Annotated in this window: 21 protein-coding genes and 1 pseudogene; 12 read left to right on the top strand and 10 right to left on the bottom strand. The window is 41.3% G+C overall.

Translation table 11 applies throughout. The features are described from left to right. Positions 1 to 132: 132 nt before the first annotated feature. From QNH48_RS28045 to QNH48_RS28035, 3 genes are all read left to right on the top strand, one after another. Positions 133 to 825 carry a hypothetical protein gene (locus QNH48_RS28045; RefSeq protein ID WP_283952917.1) on the top strand — a complete coding sequence of 231 codons (693 nt, stop codon included), beginning with the start codon at positions 133 to 135 and terminating at the stop codon, positions 823 to 825. A gap of 369 nt (positions 826 to 1,194) precedes the next feature. Further along, positions 1,195 to 2,127 carry an ABC transporter ATP-binding protein gene (locus tag QNH48_RS28040; protein ID WP_283952916.1) on the top strand — a complete coding sequence of 311 codons (933 nt, stop codon included), beginning with the start codon at positions 1,195 to 1,197 and terminating at the stop codon, positions 2,125 to 2,127. Then, positions 2,120 to 3,064 carry an ABC transporter permease gene (locus QNH48_RS28035; RefSeq protein WP_283952915.1) on the top strand — a complete coding sequence of 315 codons (945 nt, stop codon included), beginning with the start codon at positions 2,120 to 2,122 and terminating at the stop codon, positions 3,062 to 3,064. Before QNH48_RS28040 ends, QNH48_RS28035 begins: the two co-directional genes overlap by 8 nt. Before the next feature lie 88 nt (positions 3,065 to 3,152). Here QNH48_RS28035 and QNH48_RS28030 read toward each other — a convergent pair. Continuing rightward, a pseudogene (locus tag QNH48_RS28030) lies at positions 3,153 to 3,404 on the bottom strand (SDR family NAD(P)-dependent oxidoreductase); the annotation flags it as partial. Further along, positions 3,286 to 3,531, bottom strand: a complete 246-nt coding sequence (locus QNH48_RS30610) for an SDR family NAD(P)-dependent oxidoreductase (RefSeq protein ID WP_481858442.1) — start codon at positions 3,529 to 3,531, stop codon at positions 3,286 to 3,288. The pseudogene QNH48_RS28030 and the gene QNH48_RS30610, both read right to left, overlap by 119 nt. Before the next feature lie 201 nt (positions 3,532 to 3,732). Here QNH48_RS30610 and QNH48_RS28025 point away from each other — a divergent pair, with 201 nt between their 5' ends. Continuing rightward, positions 3,733 to 4,557 carry an aldo/keto reductase gene (locus tag QNH48_RS28025; protein WP_283952914.1) on the top strand — a complete coding sequence of 275 codons (825 nt, stop codon included), beginning with the start codon at positions 3,733 to 3,735 and terminating at the stop codon, positions 4,555 to 4,557. A 123-nt stretch (positions 4,558 to 4,680) separates the two neighbouring features. Here the strand turns inward: QNH48_RS28025 and QNH48_RS28020 are convergent, their stop codons facing one another. Further along, positions 4,681 to 5,172: a GNAT family N-acetyltransferase gene (locus QNH48_RS28020; RefSeq protein ID WP_283952913.1), complete on the bottom strand. Its 492-nt coding sequence runs from the start codon at positions 5,170 to 5,172 to the stop codon at positions 4,681 to 4,683. A gap of 204 nt (positions 5,173 to 5,376) precedes the next feature. Here QNH48_RS28020 and QNH48_RS28015 point away from each other — a divergent pair, with 204 nt between their 5' ends. Further along, complete coding sequence (locus QNH48_RS28015; RefSeq protein ID WP_283952912.1) at positions 5,377 to 6,447, top strand: hypothetical protein; 1,071 nt, start codon at positions 5,377 to 5,379, stop codon at positions 6,445 to 6,447. A 4-nt stretch (positions 6,448 to 6,451) separates the two neighbouring features. Next, positions 6,452 to 7,177 carry a hypothetical protein gene (locus tag QNH48_RS28010; protein ID WP_283952911.1) on the top strand — a complete coding sequence of 242 codons (726 nt, stop codon included), beginning with the start codon at positions 6,452 to 6,454 and terminating at the stop codon, positions 7,175 to 7,177. A gap of 37 nt (positions 7,178 to 7,214) precedes the next feature. On the opposite strand, the gene QNH48_RS28005 is transcribed toward QNH48_RS28010, so the two are convergent. After that, complete coding sequence (locus tag QNH48_RS28005) at positions 7,215 to 7,526, bottom strand: hypothetical protein (RefSeq protein ID WP_283952910.1); 312 nt, start codon at positions 7,524 to 7,526, stop codon at positions 7,215 to 7,217. After that, positions 7,527 to 7,793 carry a hypothetical protein gene (locus QNH48_RS28000; RefSeq protein WP_283952909.1) on the bottom strand — a complete coding sequence of 89 codons (267 nt, stop codon included), beginning with the start codon at positions 7,791 to 7,793 and terminating at the stop codon, positions 7,527 to 7,529. A gap of 279 nt (positions 7,794 to 8,072) precedes the next feature. Here QNH48_RS28000 and QNH48_RS27995 point away from each other — a divergent pair, with 279 nt between their 5' ends. Further along, entirely contained in the window at positions 8,073 to 8,273 is a 201-nt protein-coding gene (locus QNH48_RS27995) for a hypothetical protein (RefSeq protein ID WP_283952908.1), read from the top strand. A 50-nt stretch (positions 8,274 to 8,323) separates the two neighbouring features. Here QNH48_RS27995 and QNH48_RS27990 read toward each other — a convergent pair whose 3' ends face one another. Continuing rightward, positions 8,324 to 8,611 carry an HNH nuclease-like protein HlpB gene (locus QNH48_RS27990; RefSeq protein WP_283952907.1) on the bottom strand — a complete coding sequence of 96 codons (288 nt, stop codon included), beginning with the start codon at positions 8,609 to 8,611 and terminating at the stop codon, positions 8,324 to 8,326. Between the two features lie 197 nt (positions 8,612 to 8,808). On the opposite strand from QNH48_RS27990, the gene hprK reads away from it, so the two are divergent. The 3 genes from hprK to QNH48_RS27975 all read left to right on the top strand — a co-directional run bounded on the left by hprK (position 8,809) and on the right by QNH48_RS27975 (position 11,842). Next, positions 8,809 to 9,762, top strand: a complete 954-nt coding sequence (gene hprK / locus QNH48_RS27985) for an HPr(Ser) kinase/phosphatase (protein WP_283952906.1) — start codon at positions 8,809 to 8,811, stop codon at positions 9,760 to 9,762. An 85-nt stretch (positions 9,763 to 9,847) separates the two neighbouring features. Next, positions 9,848 to 10,495, top strand: coding sequence for a cupin domain-containing protein (locus QNH48_RS27980; RefSeq protein WP_283952905.1), 648 nt, complete (start codon positions 9,848 to 9,850; stop codon positions 10,493 to 10,495). Positions 10,496 to 11,059: 564 nt separating this feature from the next. Then, the gene (locus QNH48_RS27975) at positions 11,060 to 11,842 is read left to right on the top strand and encodes a transposase (protein WP_349655139.1); all 783 of its coding nucleotides are present in this window, start codon (positions 11,060 to 11,062) and stop codon (positions 11,840 to 11,842) included. Positions 11,843 to 11,908: 66 nt separating this feature from the next. Here QNH48_RS27975 and QNH48_RS27970 read toward each other — a convergent pair whose 3' ends face one another. Next, a complete protein-coding gene (locus QNH48_RS27970; RefSeq protein WP_283952903.1) occupies positions 11,909 to 12,592 on the bottom strand; it encodes a DUF4956 domain-containing protein in 684 nt (227 codons plus the stop codon). Between the two features lie 30 nt (positions 12,593 to 12,622). Then, positions 12,623 to 13,321 (bottom strand): polyphosphate polymerase domain-containing protein, encoded by a 699-nt coding sequence (locus QNH48_RS27965; RefSeq protein ID WP_283952902.1) that lies wholly within the window; start codon positions 13,319 to 13,321, stop codon positions 12,623 to 12,625. A 263-nt stretch (positions 13,322 to 13,584) separates the two neighbouring features. Here QNH48_RS27965 and QNH48_RS27960 point away from each other — a divergent pair, with 263 nt between their 5' ends. Further along, positions 13,585 to 14,082 (top strand): SRPBCC domain-containing protein, encoded by a 498-nt coding sequence (locus QNH48_RS27960; protein ID WP_283952901.1) that lies wholly within the window; start codon positions 13,585 to 13,587, stop codon positions 14,080 to 14,082. 61 nt (positions 14,083 to 14,143) lie between these two features. On the opposite strand, the gene QNH48_RS27955 is transcribed toward QNH48_RS27960, so the two are convergent. Then, entirely contained in the window at positions 14,144 to 15,439 is a 1,296-nt protein-coding gene (locus tag QNH48_RS27955; RefSeq protein WP_283952900.1) for a sensor histidine kinase, read from the bottom strand. Continuing rightward, positions 15,439 to 16,122 carry a response regulator transcription factor gene (locus QNH48_RS27950; protein ID WP_133369996.1) on the bottom strand — a complete coding sequence of 228 codons (684 nt, stop codon included), beginning with the start codon at positions 16,120 to 16,122 and terminating at the stop codon, positions 15,439 to 15,441. The genes QNH48_RS27955 and QNH48_RS27950 overlap by 1 nt, the downstream gene beginning before the upstream one ends. Before the next feature lie 175 nt (positions 16,123 to 16,297). On the opposite strand from QNH48_RS27950, the gene QNH48_RS27945 reads away from it, so the two are divergent. Continuing rightward, positions 16,298 to 18,379: a carbohydrate-binding domain-containing protein gene (locus tag QNH48_RS27945; protein ID WP_283952899.1), complete on the top strand. Its 2,082-nt coding sequence runs from the start codon at positions 16,298 to 16,300 to the stop codon at positions 18,377 to 18,379. Positions 18,380 to 18,551: the final 172 nt, after the last annotated feature.

Genomic DNA, 18,551 nt, shown 5'->3' with positions numbered 1-18,551 from the left:
TTAGTAGATAGTCGTGTTGGAATGGTTGAAATTTGATATTGTAACTTTTGGACTATTTTTAAGAAAATAGGGAACATTTCCAATTTTAAAACGTTTAATAGATAGAGAGACTTTTTGGGGAGGAATAAAAAGATGAGGCATGGTTTAATTTTAATCACTTTTTTGATGTTAATGGCTGGATGTTCTTCTGAAGATGTTTCTCAGAGAAAGGTTGATACTACCGATGAATTATCTCCAGAAACAATGACCTTAGAGCCAACCCAATTGATAACTGAAAAAGAAATGATGGAGAGCAATCAAGATATTCAACTGATAAACAGTAAAAATAACAGCAATGTTGAAACGAAAAGTTTACTTTCTTCTCAGACGGTAGAGGAAGGGGAAAATGAAATTCAAACCCTATCACAAGAACCTATGGAACCCTTAGTGGAGGAAAAGGAAGAAAAACCTGCCGAGGATTCTATTATGATCGGAGATACGAAGTATATTAATTTGATGAAAGAAGAAAAGTTTCAGGATTGGATAAACGTTGCGGTGAAATATGGGGCAAGCCTTTATGCTATTCCGTATTCTGATGTTTTTGCCATTGTGAAGGATGAAGAGGTGCTCGTCGGTATGAGTACTGGGGTTGCGAGTGCAACGCCAAACCATATAGGGATTCTATGTGATTTGATGGTAGATAAAGGTGAGTCTGCAGAAAAAATTATAGAAGGTATCAAACAAGTGGCTCAAACGGGAGAAAGTGTTCAACTGGTAGGCCCGCAAGAGCTTGGTGATGACTATTCAATCGAAAAGCAGGATGAGTGGATTGTCGTTTCATGGTGATTGTTACCATGGGGACGGTTCTAGTGGTCTTTATTAACCAAATAAAGACCACTAGAACCGTCCCCATGGTCAGAAATGCCGTTGTCAAATCTATTTGGCAGCGGTTTTTTTTTTGTCTTTTTTAATACTAAGGAAATCTTAAGATTTTCATAGAACGTTTTTTAAGATTTCATGGGTATCATGTTTTTAAAGCAAAAATGCCTTTTTGACGGACGTTGGGGAATAGGTTTTGATGCTTAATACATTATATAAACAATAATAATGTAACAAATTTCAATAATATTTTATTGTTAAACGATAAAATATGTGTTAAATTCGAATAAGTAATAAAAGAATAAATGATTAAATCCATTAAAAAGGAGTACGTGTATGAGCAACGAACCTATCATCAGCTTGAGTAATGTGACCAAAGTAATTGGCCGGACTACCATTATTGATAATCTTACGTTTGATGTACCACAAGGTGAAATTTTCGGCTTCCTTGGTCCAAATGGGGCTGGAAAAACCACTACTATCCGCATGATCGTTGGGCTGATGTCAATCACCAAGGGTCAGATACTGATTAAGGGGAAAAATATCAAAACCGAATTCGAGCAAGCGATCCGCCACGTCGGCGCCATCGTAGAAAGTCCGGAGATGTACAAATATCTGAGCGGATACCAGAATCTTGTTCATTACGCTCGTATGGTGCCGGGGGTAACCAAGGAACGGATTGACGAAGTGGTGTCACTGGTCAAGCTAGAAAATCGTATCCATGACAAAGTTAAAAAGTATTCGCTCGGCATGCGCCAGCGTTTAGGAGTCGCCCAAGCACTGCTGCACCGGCCATCTCTGCTCATTCTCGACGAACCGACGAACGGTCTTGACCCGGCGGGGATTCGCGAACTGCGCGATTATTTGCGGCATTTGACCCGTACGGAAGGAATCAGCGTTGTCGTCTCTAGCCATCTGTTGTCTGAGATGGAACTCATGTGTGATCGGGTCGCTATTCTCCAACGCGGCAAGCTGGTCGAGGTAATGCCGATTCAGGAATTTACTCGTGGGAACGATCAAATTCAAACGTATCATATCCAAGCACAGCCGCCGGAACAGGCCTTGGTGACAATAAGAAAGATGGATGGTGTCGTAGAAGCCAAACTAATTCAGGATGGGCTCGTCGAGGTTACCACCGAGAGGGAATGCATCCCGGAAATTCTAGCCGGGCTAATGGAGAACCGTATTCGTATCTACGGCGTCCAGATTATTAACCAGACTCTGGAAGAACGATTCTTGGAAATTACGGGGGGAAGACAAATTGGTTAATCTAGTACTCAATGAAAATATGAAGATTTACCGACGGGTGCGGACATGGATCCTGGTCGGACTTATGGCCGCTTTTGTGCTTTTTGTCAATTTTATTGAATGGCATTCCGATGGAAAAAAGGCGGAAGGCGAAGGCTGGCGGTCAGCACTGCTGCAGGAGAATCAGCAATATAGCGAAATTCTGAAGCAGCCCGAGCTGGGTGAAGATGATCGGACCTTCTACCAGGAGCAGATTGCCATTAACGATTATCACTTGGAGCAGAATATTCGTTCAACGGATGGCACAATGTGGGATGGCGTGAACGGTTCGGCAGGCATGATGATCGTGATTACAATTTTCACCATCATCATTGCGGGAGACAGTCTAGCGGGTGAATTTTCATCCGGCACGATCAAGCTGCTGCTCATCCGGCCTGCTAGCAGGGTCAAGATCCTGGTCTCCAAGTATATCTCTTTTCTATTGTTCAGCATGCTGTTGTTACTCACTCTGTTTGTCATATCCGTCGCGGTCAACGGAATCTTATACGGCTTTGGTAACATGGATCTACCGTTGATCAGCATGACTGCGGAAGGGCAAATCGTCGAAAGAAATATGGTCCTCAATCTGTGGAAAACGTATATGCTGGGCGGTGTATCCACGGTTATGTACGTAACCATGGCCTTTATGATTTCGTCCGCTTTCCGAAGCAGCGCAATGGCAATCGGGTTTTCCATCGGCGCCTTGTTTGCTGGTAATATTGTTCTGGAGGCACTACAGCGGTTTGATTGGAGTAAGTATCTGTTGTTCGCCAACACCGATCTTACCCAGTATCTGAACGGACATCCTTTCCAAGAGGAAATGACATTGTCCTTTTCCATCGTCGTGCTCGTTGTCTATTTCCTCGTGTTCAATTTGATTTCCTGGCTTCTATTTACACGTAGAGATGTAGCGGCTTAAAAGACCGTGGGAAAGACCGAGGGGACGGTTCTTGTGGTCTGTACTAAACATATAAAAAACCATGAGAACCGTCCCTATGGTCCCTCGGTTATGGATTCGTTGACCAAAGTCCGGCTGTTTTTAGGACAACTCTTGGGTGGAGCTTTAATCCAGAGACGATTAGGTCGGCTAGATCTTCTGGGTGCATTACTTTTTCTGGATCTCCAGTGATTAGATTTGTATCATAGGCTAGGTCCGTTGCTACTGTACTTGGTGTTAATGCTGTTACACGGATATTGTGTTTTCTTACTTCTAGCATGAGCGATTCTGTCAGCCCGAGGACCGCGAATTTGGATGCACTGATTGGACATATTTAAGCCAATTAAGCCAAGATTAACGCCTTCTTTGGCTAAAGCAATGGCCGTAGCTCGGCCAATTCCTCTTCCTGCTCCCGTAATAATCGCGTTTTTTCCTTTTAAAGAGATCATTTGTACACTCCCTATGTTTAATGAGTTAGTAGTCATCAATCCAACATATGTATTCTCTCCCTATTTTTCAAAATCATTTCATGGTTAAGAGAAAGATGTATGATGAATAGAAAACCTAATAATGGAGCATAAATTAACAGGTATGATACGATTACGACTTGAATGGTAAATACATATGGATTGTAAAAAGGAGAATGTAGCATGAATTTTGTCACTTTAAATAATGGCTTGAAAATGCCACAGCTAGGATTTGGTGTTTGGCAGGTTCCGGATGACCAAGCGACAGAGGCAGTAGAGATAGCATTAAAAGTTGGTTACACCTCTATTGATACGGCGATGATTTATAAAAATGAAAAGGGCGTGGGGAGGGCGATTGCTGAATCTTCCGTTCCTCGTGAAGAGTTGTTTATTACAACCAAAGTCTGGAATGCTGACCAAGGTTTTGACAAAACCTTACGTGCCTTTGATGAAAGCTTGGACAGATTAGGACTGGATTATGTTGATTTATATTTGATTCACTGGCCAACCCCTAACTTTGATCAATATGTTGATACCTATAAGGCTCTAGAAAAGCTTTATCATGATGGCCGAGTGAAGGCAATTGGGGTTTGTAACTTTGAAATTGAACACTTAGAGCGCATATTAAAAGAATGTGAAGTCGTGCCGGTATTGAATCAGGTTGAATGTCACCCATACCTTGCTCAAAATGAGTTAAAAGAGTTTTGTGCAAAACATAATATCTTTGTAGAAGCCTGGAGCCCTCTAGACCAGGGAGGAGAGGTGCTACAGGACGAAGTCATTCAAAGAATTGCTGCGTCACATAGCAAAACCTCAGCACAAGTGGTGTTGCGCTGGCATTTACAAAACAACACCATCGTCATTCCGAAATCAGTAACATCATCAAGAATCAAAGAAAACATTAACGTATTTGATTTCGAACTTTCCGCGAATGAAATGGACCAAATAAATAAACTTAATCGCAATCGACGTAAAGGCGCACATCCAAACGACTTGCATAATCGTTAATAATTTCATTAAAAAGATTGCTTCCAACCCATTCTCGTTTCTATAGGATGGGTTTTTTCGGCAATGGCCGTGGTGAACCGTCCCCTTGGACACTTTGTTCCCTTTTTTTGCAGGTCTATTTTGCTATAATTGGTTCTTAGTATTAATGGAAAAGATTATTTCATCTTCAACAGCCGTTATTACTTTGCCGGTATCTTTAAAACCTACTGTTAAATATAGTTGTTTTGCTATTTCATTTTCAGGAACAAAGGTAATAAATATTTCGTCGCAATTGAATTGAGTAACCATTTCTTTTATGACTAAGAGTAAGGCTTGCTTACCATACCCATTTCCTTGAAACTTGTAATCAATCATGATTCTACAAATTTCATAGCCAGAAAGTTCGTCCGAATATCCATACATGGTAAAGCCTATGGGCGTATCATTTTGATAAATGGCTCTAACTGTCCAATTCTCTTCTATACTAGCTTGTGCTAGGGATAAACAGTTTGAGGCAATGGTCTTTTCAAATACTCTGTTTTGTTGGTCTTCTGCACTGCTAAGTCTTATAATGTCTAACCAGTTTTGTTTATTTACTTCCTTTAATATAATCATTTCATTTCCCTCTAATCCCAATTTTAATACTCCTTAAATATTCTCCATTTGGTGCAAATACCCTTTTTTGAAGAAAGACCGTGGGGACGGTTCTCGTGGTCTAATCTCTCACTTGGACCACGAGAACCGTCCCCATGGAAACCCCATGGAAACCATGGAAATGTGTCGAAGTCTGTTGCGAAGTGTAGTAAAATGGAAATAAATAGTTTTATAGGAGTGGAATGGATGGTGAGTGCAAGTTTGGTCACCGATTTGTTAAGGAAGCTTGAGGAAGAAAAGGACCAGTGGATTTACGATGCGATTGAGCGATTTGATGGTGAAAAGTATGCGGAGTATCAGGAGCTAAGATCACCTGAAGATCAGATTATAGAGATTAAAGTCATCGAGCATAGTATGTGCAAACAGAAGGGGCTCAATCTCAAACGTATGGAGATGGAGCTGAAAACGCTGGAAGAATCCCTGATAGAAAATCTGCAAAGTTTCAAGAATTTAGAGGCAGAGCTTGATGTATTGCAAAAGGAGCTTGCGATTTACGAGAGTGGAACGAAGGGCCTGGATGGGATTCAGTTAGAAAAGTTCCAGTTCTTGTTTGATGACAAGTTTACTTTTGATAAAAAGGATCAAGTGGTTTTTAAGGAGCGGAAGATCTCTAAGTTGATGGAAAACTATCATTTGGTCGAGACGGAAATGCTTGAGTTTTATCAAAGGCAGCTATCTGAGCTTTGGCTGTTGTTGACACGGAGTATGCAGAACATCGCGTCCACCGCGAAGTTTGATTTTGAGACCAATCCGCCTATCGTGGATGTAAGTTTGAAGCATGGCCGGGGCCTTGATCAATATTTAAAACCAGGGAATTTTGAAGAGGATTATTGGATTGCGCTTGGAACGTTAGAATGGAATAACAAAATTGTTTATGAGTATTATATTAACCAGATCAACCAGTTTCAGAGGAATGCTAAAGAAGAATTGCTGCAGTTATGGGATCGTAAGAACGAGCAGAACCATTTAGCGGATGAAAAGGTGCTAGAGTTGCAGGAAAAGAATCGGCAATTGGAAGAGCGGATGGTAGAGCTTAAGGAACAGTTGGGTAGAGCAAAGCCGGAATGGGAACAGGGTTTGCTGCGGCCCAAGCTGCTGGATAAAATTTTAAAAGAAGAGTTTGTGAGAGTTGTTTCTGGCTGGCAGGAGAAGTTGCTCGCTGAGGATGCTACTGATGAGGAACGATGGGCCTATCACCAGTACTGCCAAATTATTTTAAAGCAAGCGGAGAGGATTATTGGAAATGAATACTTCTAATACAATGGATGAGAAATATAACGAGGCGATTCAATCACTGAAGAAAATCAATAACGAACTTTTCTATGATGACCTGAAGAAGCTAATGAAGGACCGGGAAGAAACAATCTCGGAGCTGAATGGAGAAGTCTATGAATCGATTGAAAACATGAAGAAGTCGATGGACAGTTTCCCCGTGCAGGTTAGCGAGAAGCTAAAGGAAGAGCTCATTCACCCTCAGACTGAGTTATTTGGCCGCGGGATGGAACGGTTTGATGAGAATATTCTGGTGCTGGAAAAGAAGATTGCCTTTTGGCACATGCAATATCAAGAGTATCTCGAGAGGACGGAAAAGCTGTTAGCCGATGCTAAAGGGTTTCAGCAGGAGGATCGAGATTTTATCGTCGGGGAAACGGAAAAGATGTTAGCTGAAATTCGGCAGCTGACGGAATCCTTGAGTGAGCAGGCTGGCGTTTTGAATGTGAAATATGAAGTGGTGAGCGACCGCTTAAGTCTGATATTAAATGAGCTTACTGCGGTTGAAGACAGGCGTCAGGTGGAAATCGCGCAGTTGAACGAGCAGGTGGTGCAAGTCCAAAAAGACGCTCAGGATAAATGGGAAGAAAAGTGGAAGCGAAGTGTTGAGAGTGGTTTGAGGAGAGAGCGCCTGTTAAAGAAATGGCTGATTGGGCTGGGTGTTGGACAGGGTGTATCGGTTTTGTTGATGGTGTTGTTTTTTATATTGAAGTAATCAATATACCTGAGCCAGGCTGCCCGCCTGGCTTCATTTAATTGAATCCTTTTTTGCTAGTAAGAATCAGGTAATAACCCATTATCATCCACCCAAGGCCAAACGGAATTAAAAGGAATTCAAACCCAAACGAAAGCAGACCGACTATCCCAAAAAAGAGTAGAAAGATGTTCCAATAGTTGGCGATTTTACGTTTTATCAAAACGATACCGATGATCAAAGAGGTTATCGCATTTAGTAGCAGTCCTATACAAAAAATCAACCAGCCGATATAGGATCCCATCCAAACAGTGGTACTGCCGCTATTAAATGCTTCATATGCATTAGGGTGAGACTGATATAGAACCATTCAAAATTCAAGAATATTCCCGATTAGTAAGAAGGACAAACCAATAATGGTTACTGTGCTTGAGATAACAATTACTTTTGACAAAGGTTTTAGAAGAAGGGTATGAACTCCAATAAAACCAACTAACATTAGAATGAGCGGTATTGTAAAGATGCGATTGTAGTCATCATAAGATAATGTTGGCGGCAGGTGGTTTATTAGATATTTAACGACTACCCAGAAAATTCCTCCTAAAATAGCGCTAATTCCATACATGTACCTTTTCATCGTTATTCCCCTCCTAGAAGGAAATTCTTGTTTTAGAATTTTCGTTATTTCATATGTTATTCGGCTAGTATGTTAAAAATCTCTAATTATTTTGGTACCTTCCACATCGAACAACAATAGATTTGGATTTGTTTGTAGGTTAATTAAGTTTTTTCTTGAATATATTTAAGTCTCCAAAACTATTTTTGCATTCATCTATTAAAAGGTGATTGTTCTGAACGGAACGTATAAATGTCTAAAAAAATTTTATTCAGTTGATCATAGGGAGGGGTGATTGTCATGAATGAAGTGGGTTCAGAGAAAAAAGGTGTAAGTGAGCGGAATCGTGCAGTACAATCTTCTATTAAAAAAGGAATCTCATTCGGAACATGTTTGGCTATCGTTATATCTTATACGGCTTGGAAGTCTATTCCTTGGGCGATCTTTCACGGACTGTTGAGCTGGGTGTATGTTATATATTATTGGGCGAAGTATCTGTAAAAACATTTATTTCCTCGCAAACCCCGCAGCTATTTTCATTAATCGTGGGTCTAACGCTTCCGTTTCCGGTCGTTAGACTTTTTGATTTTCATAAGTTTTGTTGGAGGTTGCTTTCGTATCCATTTAATAAACCGAGATAGTTGGGCATCTTCTTTTAGCTCTGGAATCGTTGTTAAACGTGCGGCGATATCGGCGTTTGTATAAAGAGCGTGGATCTGCTTGTGGCAGGGGATACATATATTTGCCGTAGCCCCAAATGTACCACCCATCTCTTTAGGCAGCAGGTGGTGAACCGTTGTCTCAACCTCGTCACGCTCACAAAGCTCACATGTATCCATTTTGATGCCTCCCGATTTTGCCTGTGATTGGTAAACTCCGTTATATTTATTTGCATTTTTCCTTCTTTAAATTCATGTATTGCATAGGAGGATTCCCAGCGTCTTGCTTAGAAATAACCTTTTCCTAAATGGATGACGTTTCCAGTGTAATTAAGTTATAATCTTATAATAAAGCACAAATAGGACGTGAGTATAGGTTGAAAAAAGTAACAGTAGAAAGCTTGGTTCGAAGGTTTTCATTGAAGGTACTGGCTGGAGAAAGCCACCTGCAGAAGGTCATTACACAATCAAGGGTGCATCGGCCCGGACTCGAATTTGTTGGTCATTTTGACTTTTTTCCAACTGAACAAGTTCAAATTTTAGGAAAAAAGGAAATTACCTATTTACATAAGTTAAGTAGAGAGGAACGTAAAATTCGAATCGGGAATATTGTTCACTATCATCCGCCTTGTTTTATCGTAACGGCTGGTGAGGAAGGACTTACCTATTTAATTCACCATTGTACAGAGCAGGGGATCCCCTTGCTAGTTACAAATCAGCCTGAGACCACTTCGGAGTTCATTCCCAAATTGGATGCGTTTTTGGTGAAAGAACTAGCACCAGAAATGGCTGTTCATGGGGTTTGTATGAATGTGTCTGGCATTGGAATCTTACTGCGTGGCAGTTCTGGGGTAGGAAAAAGCGAGACGGCCCACACCTTAATTCGCCGCGGACACCGGCTGGTATCGGATGATGTCGTTGTCCTAAAGAAACTGAGTACGCAAACCATACTGGGGACACATGATGGAAAGACGAGGGAATTTTTGGCTCTCCGTAGTATTGGGTTGTTAAATGTGGTCCGCTTGTACGGTCGTAAGGCGTTCCAAGATGAAACACGAATTTCCCTTGATATCCATTTAACGAAGTGGGAAAAGGATGCCTTATATAACGACTTAGAACAGGAATATCATTATACCGACTATATGGGAGTAAAAATCCCCACAATGGAAATCCAGCTTCAGCCTGGACGTGACGTGGCAGGGCTAATTGAGGCAGCCGCAAATAACTGGTACTTAAAGCAACAAGGGTATAGCGCAGTAGAAGAGTTTATGAGCAGGGTTGAGGCTGATATCAGGGGTGACCGTGGGGACGGTTCTTGTGGTCCGCACTAAAACATAAGACCAGGAGAACCGTCCCCAAGGAAGTTGCATAAATTAGTTTGTAGTAAAAACTAATAGATGAAGGAAGGAAATTTATATGGTTACTAATTTGGACTATTCCTCATCCTCGGCACAATTCACTTTTGATATAAATACAAGCCCTGTAATGAAAAAGGATAATCAAAACTACATTAATGTTTTAGGGATTAAACAGCTTAATACACTTGAAAATGTGTCTTTACTTGATATATTTTTAAGCAATAATAACGTGATTGAACCACATTATCACCAGAATGCTGCAGAACTCGTTTACTGCATTTCTGGTGCTGCAGTTGTATCTATCCTGAATCCATATACCAAGCAAATCCAAAATTATCCGATTACCCCTGGCCAAGTAGCGAACGTTCCACATGGTTGGTGGCATTATGAAGTGGCGACAGTTGATAACACACACCTATTAGCCATTTTTAATGCACCTACGCCTGAAGTCATCCTAGGATCAGATATCTTAAAGTTGACACCCTCTAGTATTATGGCCCATACCTATTGCCTCGATGAAAATCAGTGGAAAGAAGCAATTAAACCAGTTGAACCATCTACATTCATTGGTCCAACTAAATCCTGCGAAAGACGAAATGGAAGAATAGATGCACGATATTCAAATAACTACTATAACAATGGGTACGCTGCACCAGCGTATTATCCACCAAATTATCATTATTCTACTTGGCCGCAATATTACTGAGACGGGACATGGGGACGGTTCTCTTGGCCTTAAACGGGGGCATTACTGGAACAACGGTAATGCCCATATTTGTTTGGAAGGTTCTATTAGTTTTATTCATATATTTTAGTAGCAGGGTAAGCAAAAAATGAATGAAGTATTTTGAAAATTGGTGTATGATAATTTTGATAGTAATAGTGTTTCCTCCATTCATTCTATTAATGTTTCCACTTTTGTTTACCCACCTTATTAACCTATCATTTTCCTTTTTGCCCAATTCAATGGCACTACCTCTTGTAACTCATTATTCAAATTGTTAACGGCTTGCCTCTATAATCAAACCACTCTTGAATCAATCTCCATTGTCTACCAGTAACTAGTAATATTCTCATTTTAAAAAATAGAAGATCATGGTGACGGTTCTTTTGGCCTAACCTCACTAGAACTATGAGAACCGTCCCTATGGAAAAAAGGGAGAAGTGTAAATGGAACTATCAATGAAAGTTTATCTTATCGTTGTAATTTGTTGTTTTTTGGGGGGAATAGTGCAAAAGAATAGACCGATGTTTTCCTGTGGTGTTTAAGATGCCACGGGGAGCTAGAGTTAAAAGTAAGAGCGGAATCTATCATATTATGCTACGAGGCGCCAATCGACAGGAAGTTTTCCATGATGATGAGGACTGCTTGAAGTTTCTTGATTTAATACATTTATATAAGCTGAAAACCGAGGTGGGGATTTTCAGTTGGTGTTTGATGAGTAATCATGTACACCTGCTATTAAAAGAGGGCAATGAAGATGTGTCCGCTACAATTAAATGGATAGGTGTAAGTTATGTCTCCTACTATAACTGGAAATACAGAACAACTGGGCATCTTTTTCAAGATAGGTTTAAGAGTGAGAATATAGAAAATATACGGTACTTATTAACCGTGGTACGGTATATCCATCAAAATCCAGTTAAAGCAGGAATGGTCAAGCGGGTGGATGAATGGAGGTGGAGCAGTTGCCGGCAATACTACGGTACTCACGATGAGAGAAGGAAATTGCTAGACTCTGATTACATTTTTGAAATGTTTTCGAGGGATAACATTCTGGCGAGAGAGAGATTTATAGAATTTAATGAAATGGCCAATCAGGATGAATGTCTAGATCACCACGTGGATGAAAGAAGATTAACAGATGAGGAAGCCAGGGACGTGATTAAGAAATTGCTAAATGAATATGAAATTGAAATCGCCCAAGTTAAAAGTTTACCTAGACTCCAAAGAAATGAAATCCTCAAAAAAACAAAAAAAATAAAAGGCCTTTCCCAACGCCAAACCGCTAGAATCCTTGGGGTTTCTAAAACACTTATTTCTAAAGCATGACAATGGGGACGGTTCTTGTGGTCATAAAGACCACAAGAACCGTCCCCACGGACCTCATGGACCCGCTTAAGCTGTAAAGTTACCGTCATAGCTTAGCATAATGGCTGATTTTACTCCTTCGATGGCGGAGATATTGTTGATGAAGCTCATATCATTTTCTTTGACACGGATTTCATAGGTTACTTCAAAGTCATTGCCAGGCATGACGGATTTTGATTTAAGGGAATGCTTTTTGGCGTGTCCTGAAATGACGTGCTCTAATGAGTTTTCAATCGAATTTTCATTGTATCTTATTACCAAAAGGTAAGGGTTCTCGATTTTGATTTTATTTACAAAGAAAAATAAGACTAGTCCAATTAAAAGGGAGCCTGTAACTGCGAGCGCGATGAAGCCCGCCCCGCATAAAATGCCGACAACGATTGCCCAAAAGATATAAACAATATCCATCGGATCTTTAATAGGGGTCCTAAAACGCACAATCGATAAAGCACCAACCATACCAAGCGACAAGAGAACGTTGGACGAAATTCCAATGATAATCAGGGCGGTGGCCAAGGCCATAATGATGAGCGATATATTAAAGGTGTGGGAATAAATCACCCCGGTGAATGTTTTCTTGTAAATCATGTAAATGAACAATCCCAAAACCAATGCCACCAACATACCAATAAGGGCATCGACAATCGAAATGCTGCTCGTCTTTTCCAAAATGCTAGATTTGAAGATATCTTTAAAATTTGTAATTTCCATTTTCTTTTTCCTCCAAAGTTTTTCTAGTGTTTAGCCAAACATCCGGCTGATTTGATATTTTGAGTAAGTTCCTCTGCGCCTGTCGCCTAGCTGCAGGAGATATTTGATAGTATCTGGCAGGAATTCGTCATATTTCACTTCAAGAATGACAATATCCGGGTTGGTTTCAACCATCGGTATATCGGGATTCAAGACTTCATTGTTGCGGAAGCTTGTTTTAATAGAGCTGTCGAAGGTGACTCGGACGTTCCCATATTCATAAATGAATACCTCCCTCTCATAGTCGACTACGGTGAAAGGCTTTATTTGAAACAGATTCATTTGTATAAATAAGTCCTGGATAAGTAATCTCGCGTCGTTTTCCATCCATGCAATATCGCCGAGTCGGATTTGTTCATATTCTTCCGCACTAATCTTGCATTTTTGTTTATAGGTCATGTTGTTGCGCTTGCTCTTTTTTTCAAGGTTAATGAGATTTGTATTATGGTCGTACAGCCTGACCCGGAACTTATCCCTCTCAATAAATCCTTCTTTTTTCTGGTTCAAGACTTTATTATCAAAGTTGTCGAAATAGACACTTCGGATTAAATATTTTCCATCATTCTTTGCATGGGGGTCTGACTGCATCAAATGCTTCAATCTATTTCTCAGGAGGAAGCAATCCATTTTGGAAATTTCATGCTTCAACTCGTATCTGCCTCTCACGCCATTCAAGGTCATCGTCTTCATGTCATCATTCTCCTCTCATGTGTTGCTCTATGATTGACATTATTAAAGACGAACCTTAAACAAACCTTAAAAGGAGCCGGGGGTGGGGCCAGGGGGACGGTTCTCGTGGCCATTTTTTGGGGACAATGAGGAGGATATCTGCGTGTGTAAGGAGTCATTTAACAGGTCCATTGGCCATTACTATTAAAATAAGGGACCATGAGAACCGTCCCCTTGGACACTCCTTGGACACTTGGACCACTAAAACTATTGGAGGAATTACTATGTCAACTCAAATCAAAGTCATGCATACTTTTAATGCTCCACGTGATCTTGTGTTTAAGGCTTTCACTGATTCAGATCATCTAAAGAACTGGTGGGGGCCAAAAGGATGGATGTTTGAGGTTTCTAAATCAGATTTCCGTCCGGGTGGTGTTTTTCATTACAGCCAGAAACCTGCTGATGGCGACGTAATGTGGGTTAAATTTGTATACAGTGAAATTATTGCACCCGAGAAAATCGTTTACTCCAGTTTCTTTTCCGATGAAGAAGGTAACACTGTACGAGCACCCTTTCACGAAAATTGGCCAATGGAAACCCTGAATACCATTACGTTCAACGAGGAAGAAGGAAAAACAACCCTTACAATGATTGTGGCTCCCGGATCCCCAACTGAGGAAGAGGTCAAAACCTTCGAGGATTCCAAAGAGATGGCTCAGGAAGGATATAGCGGCACCTATCGTCAATTAGATGAATACCTAACAAAGATAAAAACCGTTTAAAATAACCAGCAAAAAAAACACCGAACATCGGTGTTTTTTGCTTTATCTTAATAATGATCTACTACTTTGGCAGCTTTACTTTAAAGGTGGTCCCTTTTGAGTGGTTTGGAATGGCTTTGATGGTTCCGTTATGTTGTTCAACGATCCATTGAGCAATGGATAGTCCCAAACCAACTCCTCCTGATTCTCGCGTACGTGCTTTATCCTCACGGTAAAATCGTTCAAAAATTTGCTTGCGGTTTTCTTCTTTGATCCCGATTCCGGTGTCACTTACCTCTAGTACAATTCTTTGCTCCTCCAAATATGTCTTTACACCAATACTATCGTTTTCACCTGTGTATTTTAAGGCGTTATCCAATAAAATGACCAAAAGCTGGTGGAGCCGGACTTCATCGGCTTCAATTTGAATATCACTATTTAGGTTCAGCCAAAAGTGCTTGTCCTGCGATTCCGCAATTTCACTGTAGGGGACGCAGACATTACGAATGAATGAATCAACATGAATCTTCTGTTTCACCAACTGTGTCTCGGCAGAATCCGCTCGTGCCAATGTTAGCAAATCAGATGTTAGCTTAGACAGACGCCTTGTTTCTGCCAAGCTTAACGCAATGTTCTCAAATTTGCTCGCTATTTTCTCTTGCGGTGCGGTAAGCAAGAGCTCCAACTTGTTCTGGATAATGGTCAATGGTGTCCTGAGTTCGTGAGAGGCATTTTCAACAAATTCAGCTTGCTTATTCCAGGAATGAATGATTGGGGTCATCATTTTTTTCGACAAGAAATAGCTTGCAGATATCGACAGGACGATGAAAATCACAGAGCAGATGATGATGAGCTTTCCGAAGTTGTTGAGGATTAACTGTTCTGGATCAACATTGATCATCAGCTGTGTGTAGGCAATCTCATCGCCTTCATTTGTATCTTCAATTAGGATATATCGGAAATCATACAAGTCATGAATTCGTGTCATCGTAACTTGATCAATATTTGTCTTATCAAGTTGGTAATCATACAAATAATTTTCGTAGAGCAGGGTCCCGATTTCATCTTTATTCAAGATTTGGCCTTCTTCACTCCACTCGACGACCATGATCCGAGGATTGGGATTTTTCTGCCGGCGATTTGGCGGACCGGTAGGATCTACACCATTATTCGGCATGGGAGACTTTATTTCTCCTGAAAAATGGTCGGCAATTTTATTTTTAAACGATGAAAGCTCTTCATCTGTTTTTGAATATAAAGTGTTTTGGACCTGGCTAAAAATAATTATGCCGAATATCGCAAAAATAATGGTAAACGCCAGCAGATTAAGAATCATGAACTTAAACTGCTGCTGTCGGAAAATCTTCTTTTTGAACATTAGCTTTCACCATCTTCGCTCAGCATATAGCCAAGTCCGCGGAAGGTCTTGATATAGTGGTCATACCCATACTTCTTCAGGTTTTTCCGCAAATTGCTTGCATACACTTCGACCACTGTTGTTGAGGTATCGGACTCGAATCCCCAAATGCGGTCAAAAATCTGTTCTTTTGTTAATATGGTATTTTTATTGTTAATCAAATACTCGAGCAGGTCGAACTGCTTGCCGTTCAGCTTTCCTAGTAATTCTCCATTTATTTCAGCAGTTTTATTTTTTAGATTAAGCTTTAGCTCTTTAAAGGAGAGGATGTTTTCCTTAAACCGGCCACCGGCTCTCCTAACCATTGCCTCCAGGCGTAAAAGCAGTTCCTCACGGTGGAAAGGCTTGACCATATAATCATCGGCGCCAACCTTGAAACCCTGAATCTTATCATCGATCCCATCTTTCGCTGTCAGCATGATGACAGGAGTATCAATATTGCTTTTCCGCAGCTCTTTTAAAACCTCATAACCATTCATTCCCGGCATCATAATGTCCAATATGATGACGTCAAATATATTTTGCTCTGCCAGAAAAAGTCCTTCCTCGCCATCGAAGGCCTGAGCTGTTTCGAACAGGTCCTGGGTTGTTTCGCGAATCGTATCTGAAAGATGCTTATCATCTTCTATGATTAATAGCTTCATTGACCGTCATCCTTTTCTCTCATTGAGCTTTTGATAAGTCCGATTATAGAGGCAAACTCCAAAATTGCAAATGGTTTTATTTTTTAAGGTTGGTTTAAGGTTCGTCCTTAATAATATGGCTCATAGGGAAAACAAACCCATTACTTTCAGCAAAATTTTCATAAAGGAGCTAATCATGTTGATAAAAAAATCAAGATATACAAAATTGGCCACATCGCTTATGTGTACGGCACTCTTGTTTGGCTGCAGCAATAACAGCAGCGAGAGTGATACTGCCAATAACAGTGTTGCCACAGTGAATGCAGAAAGTTTGAGTACCATTGGTGATAAAAATATTGCCGACGTCATTAGTGGGATCGTTACGTATGACAAAGATGATCTTTATACGGACTGGAAAAGTGATGACACGACTTCCATTCAATTAACGGGTACGGGAGCTACTGTTGAGGATTCCGGCGGGGCAATGGTTGATGGAAATATCATCACCATTAAAACTTCCGGAACCTATGTAATTAGCGGAAAGCTGAACGATGGGCAAATTATTGTCGACGCAGAGGATAAAGCGACCGTCCGGCTTGTACTGAATGGAGCGGAAATCAATTCCGCTGCAAATTCGCCGATTTATGTGAAGAAGGCGGAAAAAACGGTCATTTCTCTTGAGGATGGGACGGAAAATTCGATCTCGGATGGTGAAACCTACAACCTGGAAGGCTCGGACGATGAACCGAATGCAGCGGTCTTCAGCAAAGGCAACCTCACGATTAATGGTACAGGGAAATTGGTTGTCAAAGGAAATTACAATAATGGGATTACCAGCAAAGATGATTTAAAGGTTACAGGCGGAACCATTGAAATTGAGGCGGCGGATGATGGACTGATGGGCCGTGACTTATTGGCTGTGAAAGATGGAGATTTCACCATTAAAGCAGGAGGAGATGCGGTGAAATCAACAAACGATAAAGATGCTTCAAAAGGAGTAATTGCCATTGAAGGCGGAGCTTTCGATCTTGTTGCTGCTAATGATGGCTTCCAGGCAGTAACCTCGTTATTGATTGTAGATGGAGACTTTAAAATCTCAACCGGTGGAGGAAGTCCTGAAACGGTTGGAACCAAAGAAGGTGGGGGACAAAGGCCAGGACAAACAACCATCACTACAACAGCTGCTGCAGCTGAGTCAGAATCGGATAGTGCAAAAGGCTTGAAAGCTGGAACGGAGGTTGGTATTGGCGGCGGTACATTTGAAATTGATTCCTTAGATGATGCTGTTCACAGTAATAACAGCGTAACGATAACGGGTGGGAAAATGGCCATTGCTACCGGTGATGACGGGATTCATGGAGATTCCGCGGTCTTTGCTAATGGCGGGGATATCACAATTAGTAAAAGTTATGAGGGAATCGAGAGCTTGGTCATCACTATTGCAGCCGGTGACATCGAGGTCAATGCAAGTGACGATGGTATCAATGTTGGGGGCGGTGTTGACGGGTCAAACCCAGATATGCAATCAACCACTTCGGAAAACAATCTTCTTTCCATTAACGGCGGGAATGTTTATGTGAATGCACAGGGAGATGGTTTGGATTCGAATGGATCGATTTCGATGACGGACGGTAATGTGATTGTCAGCGGCCCGACCAATAATGGCAATGGTTCACTTGATTATGACCAAACCTTAGATATTTCTGGCGGCTTGCTGATTGCTGCAGGCAGTTCCGGAATGGTACAGGCTGCATCAGAGGATTCCAAGCAGCATTCCGTGCTGATGACCTATCCTGAAACACAGGCAGCAGGAACGATTCTTCATTTGGAGGACAGTAAAGGAAATACAGTAGCAACCTTTGCACCTGAAAAAGACTACCAAGCTGTATTCATCAGTTCTCCAAAGCTTGAGAAGGATGGAACATACACCCTTTACTCTGATGGAAAAGCGACCGGTAGTGAAGCGGATGGGTTTTATAAGGATGGAGACTATTCCGGAGGTACGAAAGTAGTCGAATTTACGATTGCGGATTCCGTAACATGGCTGAACGAATCTGGGATTACAACAGCTCAAAGCGGCGGGCCAGGCGGTGGCGGCCGTGGAGGGCAAGCCCCTATGGACGGTGGGAACCGTGGCGACATGCTCTCAAATCTAGACGAAGAAACAAGAACAAAGGTACAGGAAATCATGGAAAAAGAACGAGCAGGAACGATAACCAGGGAAGACGCGCAGGCACAACTGGCAGAACTCGGGGTTGAATTTGGAGGAAGGCCGTAGGGACGGTCCTGAACCATGAAACATGGGGACGGTTCTAGTGGACATCGTTGGCAAAATTAAAAACCATGAGAACCGTCCAAAATTCATATCAATAATTGAAAAGTCAGTAAAGGGATGTGCTAATGCACTCCCTTTTTTATGTTGGCATGGGTGGGAGACAAGGGGACGGTTC

It is taken from the genome of Neobacillus sp. YX16, assembly GCF_030123505.1.
In the GTDB taxonomy this organism is placed as follows: Bacteria; Bacillota; Bacilli; order Bacillales; family Cytobacillaceae; genus Neobacillus.
This window is presented reverse-complemented; position numbering and strand designations above follow the sequence as displayed.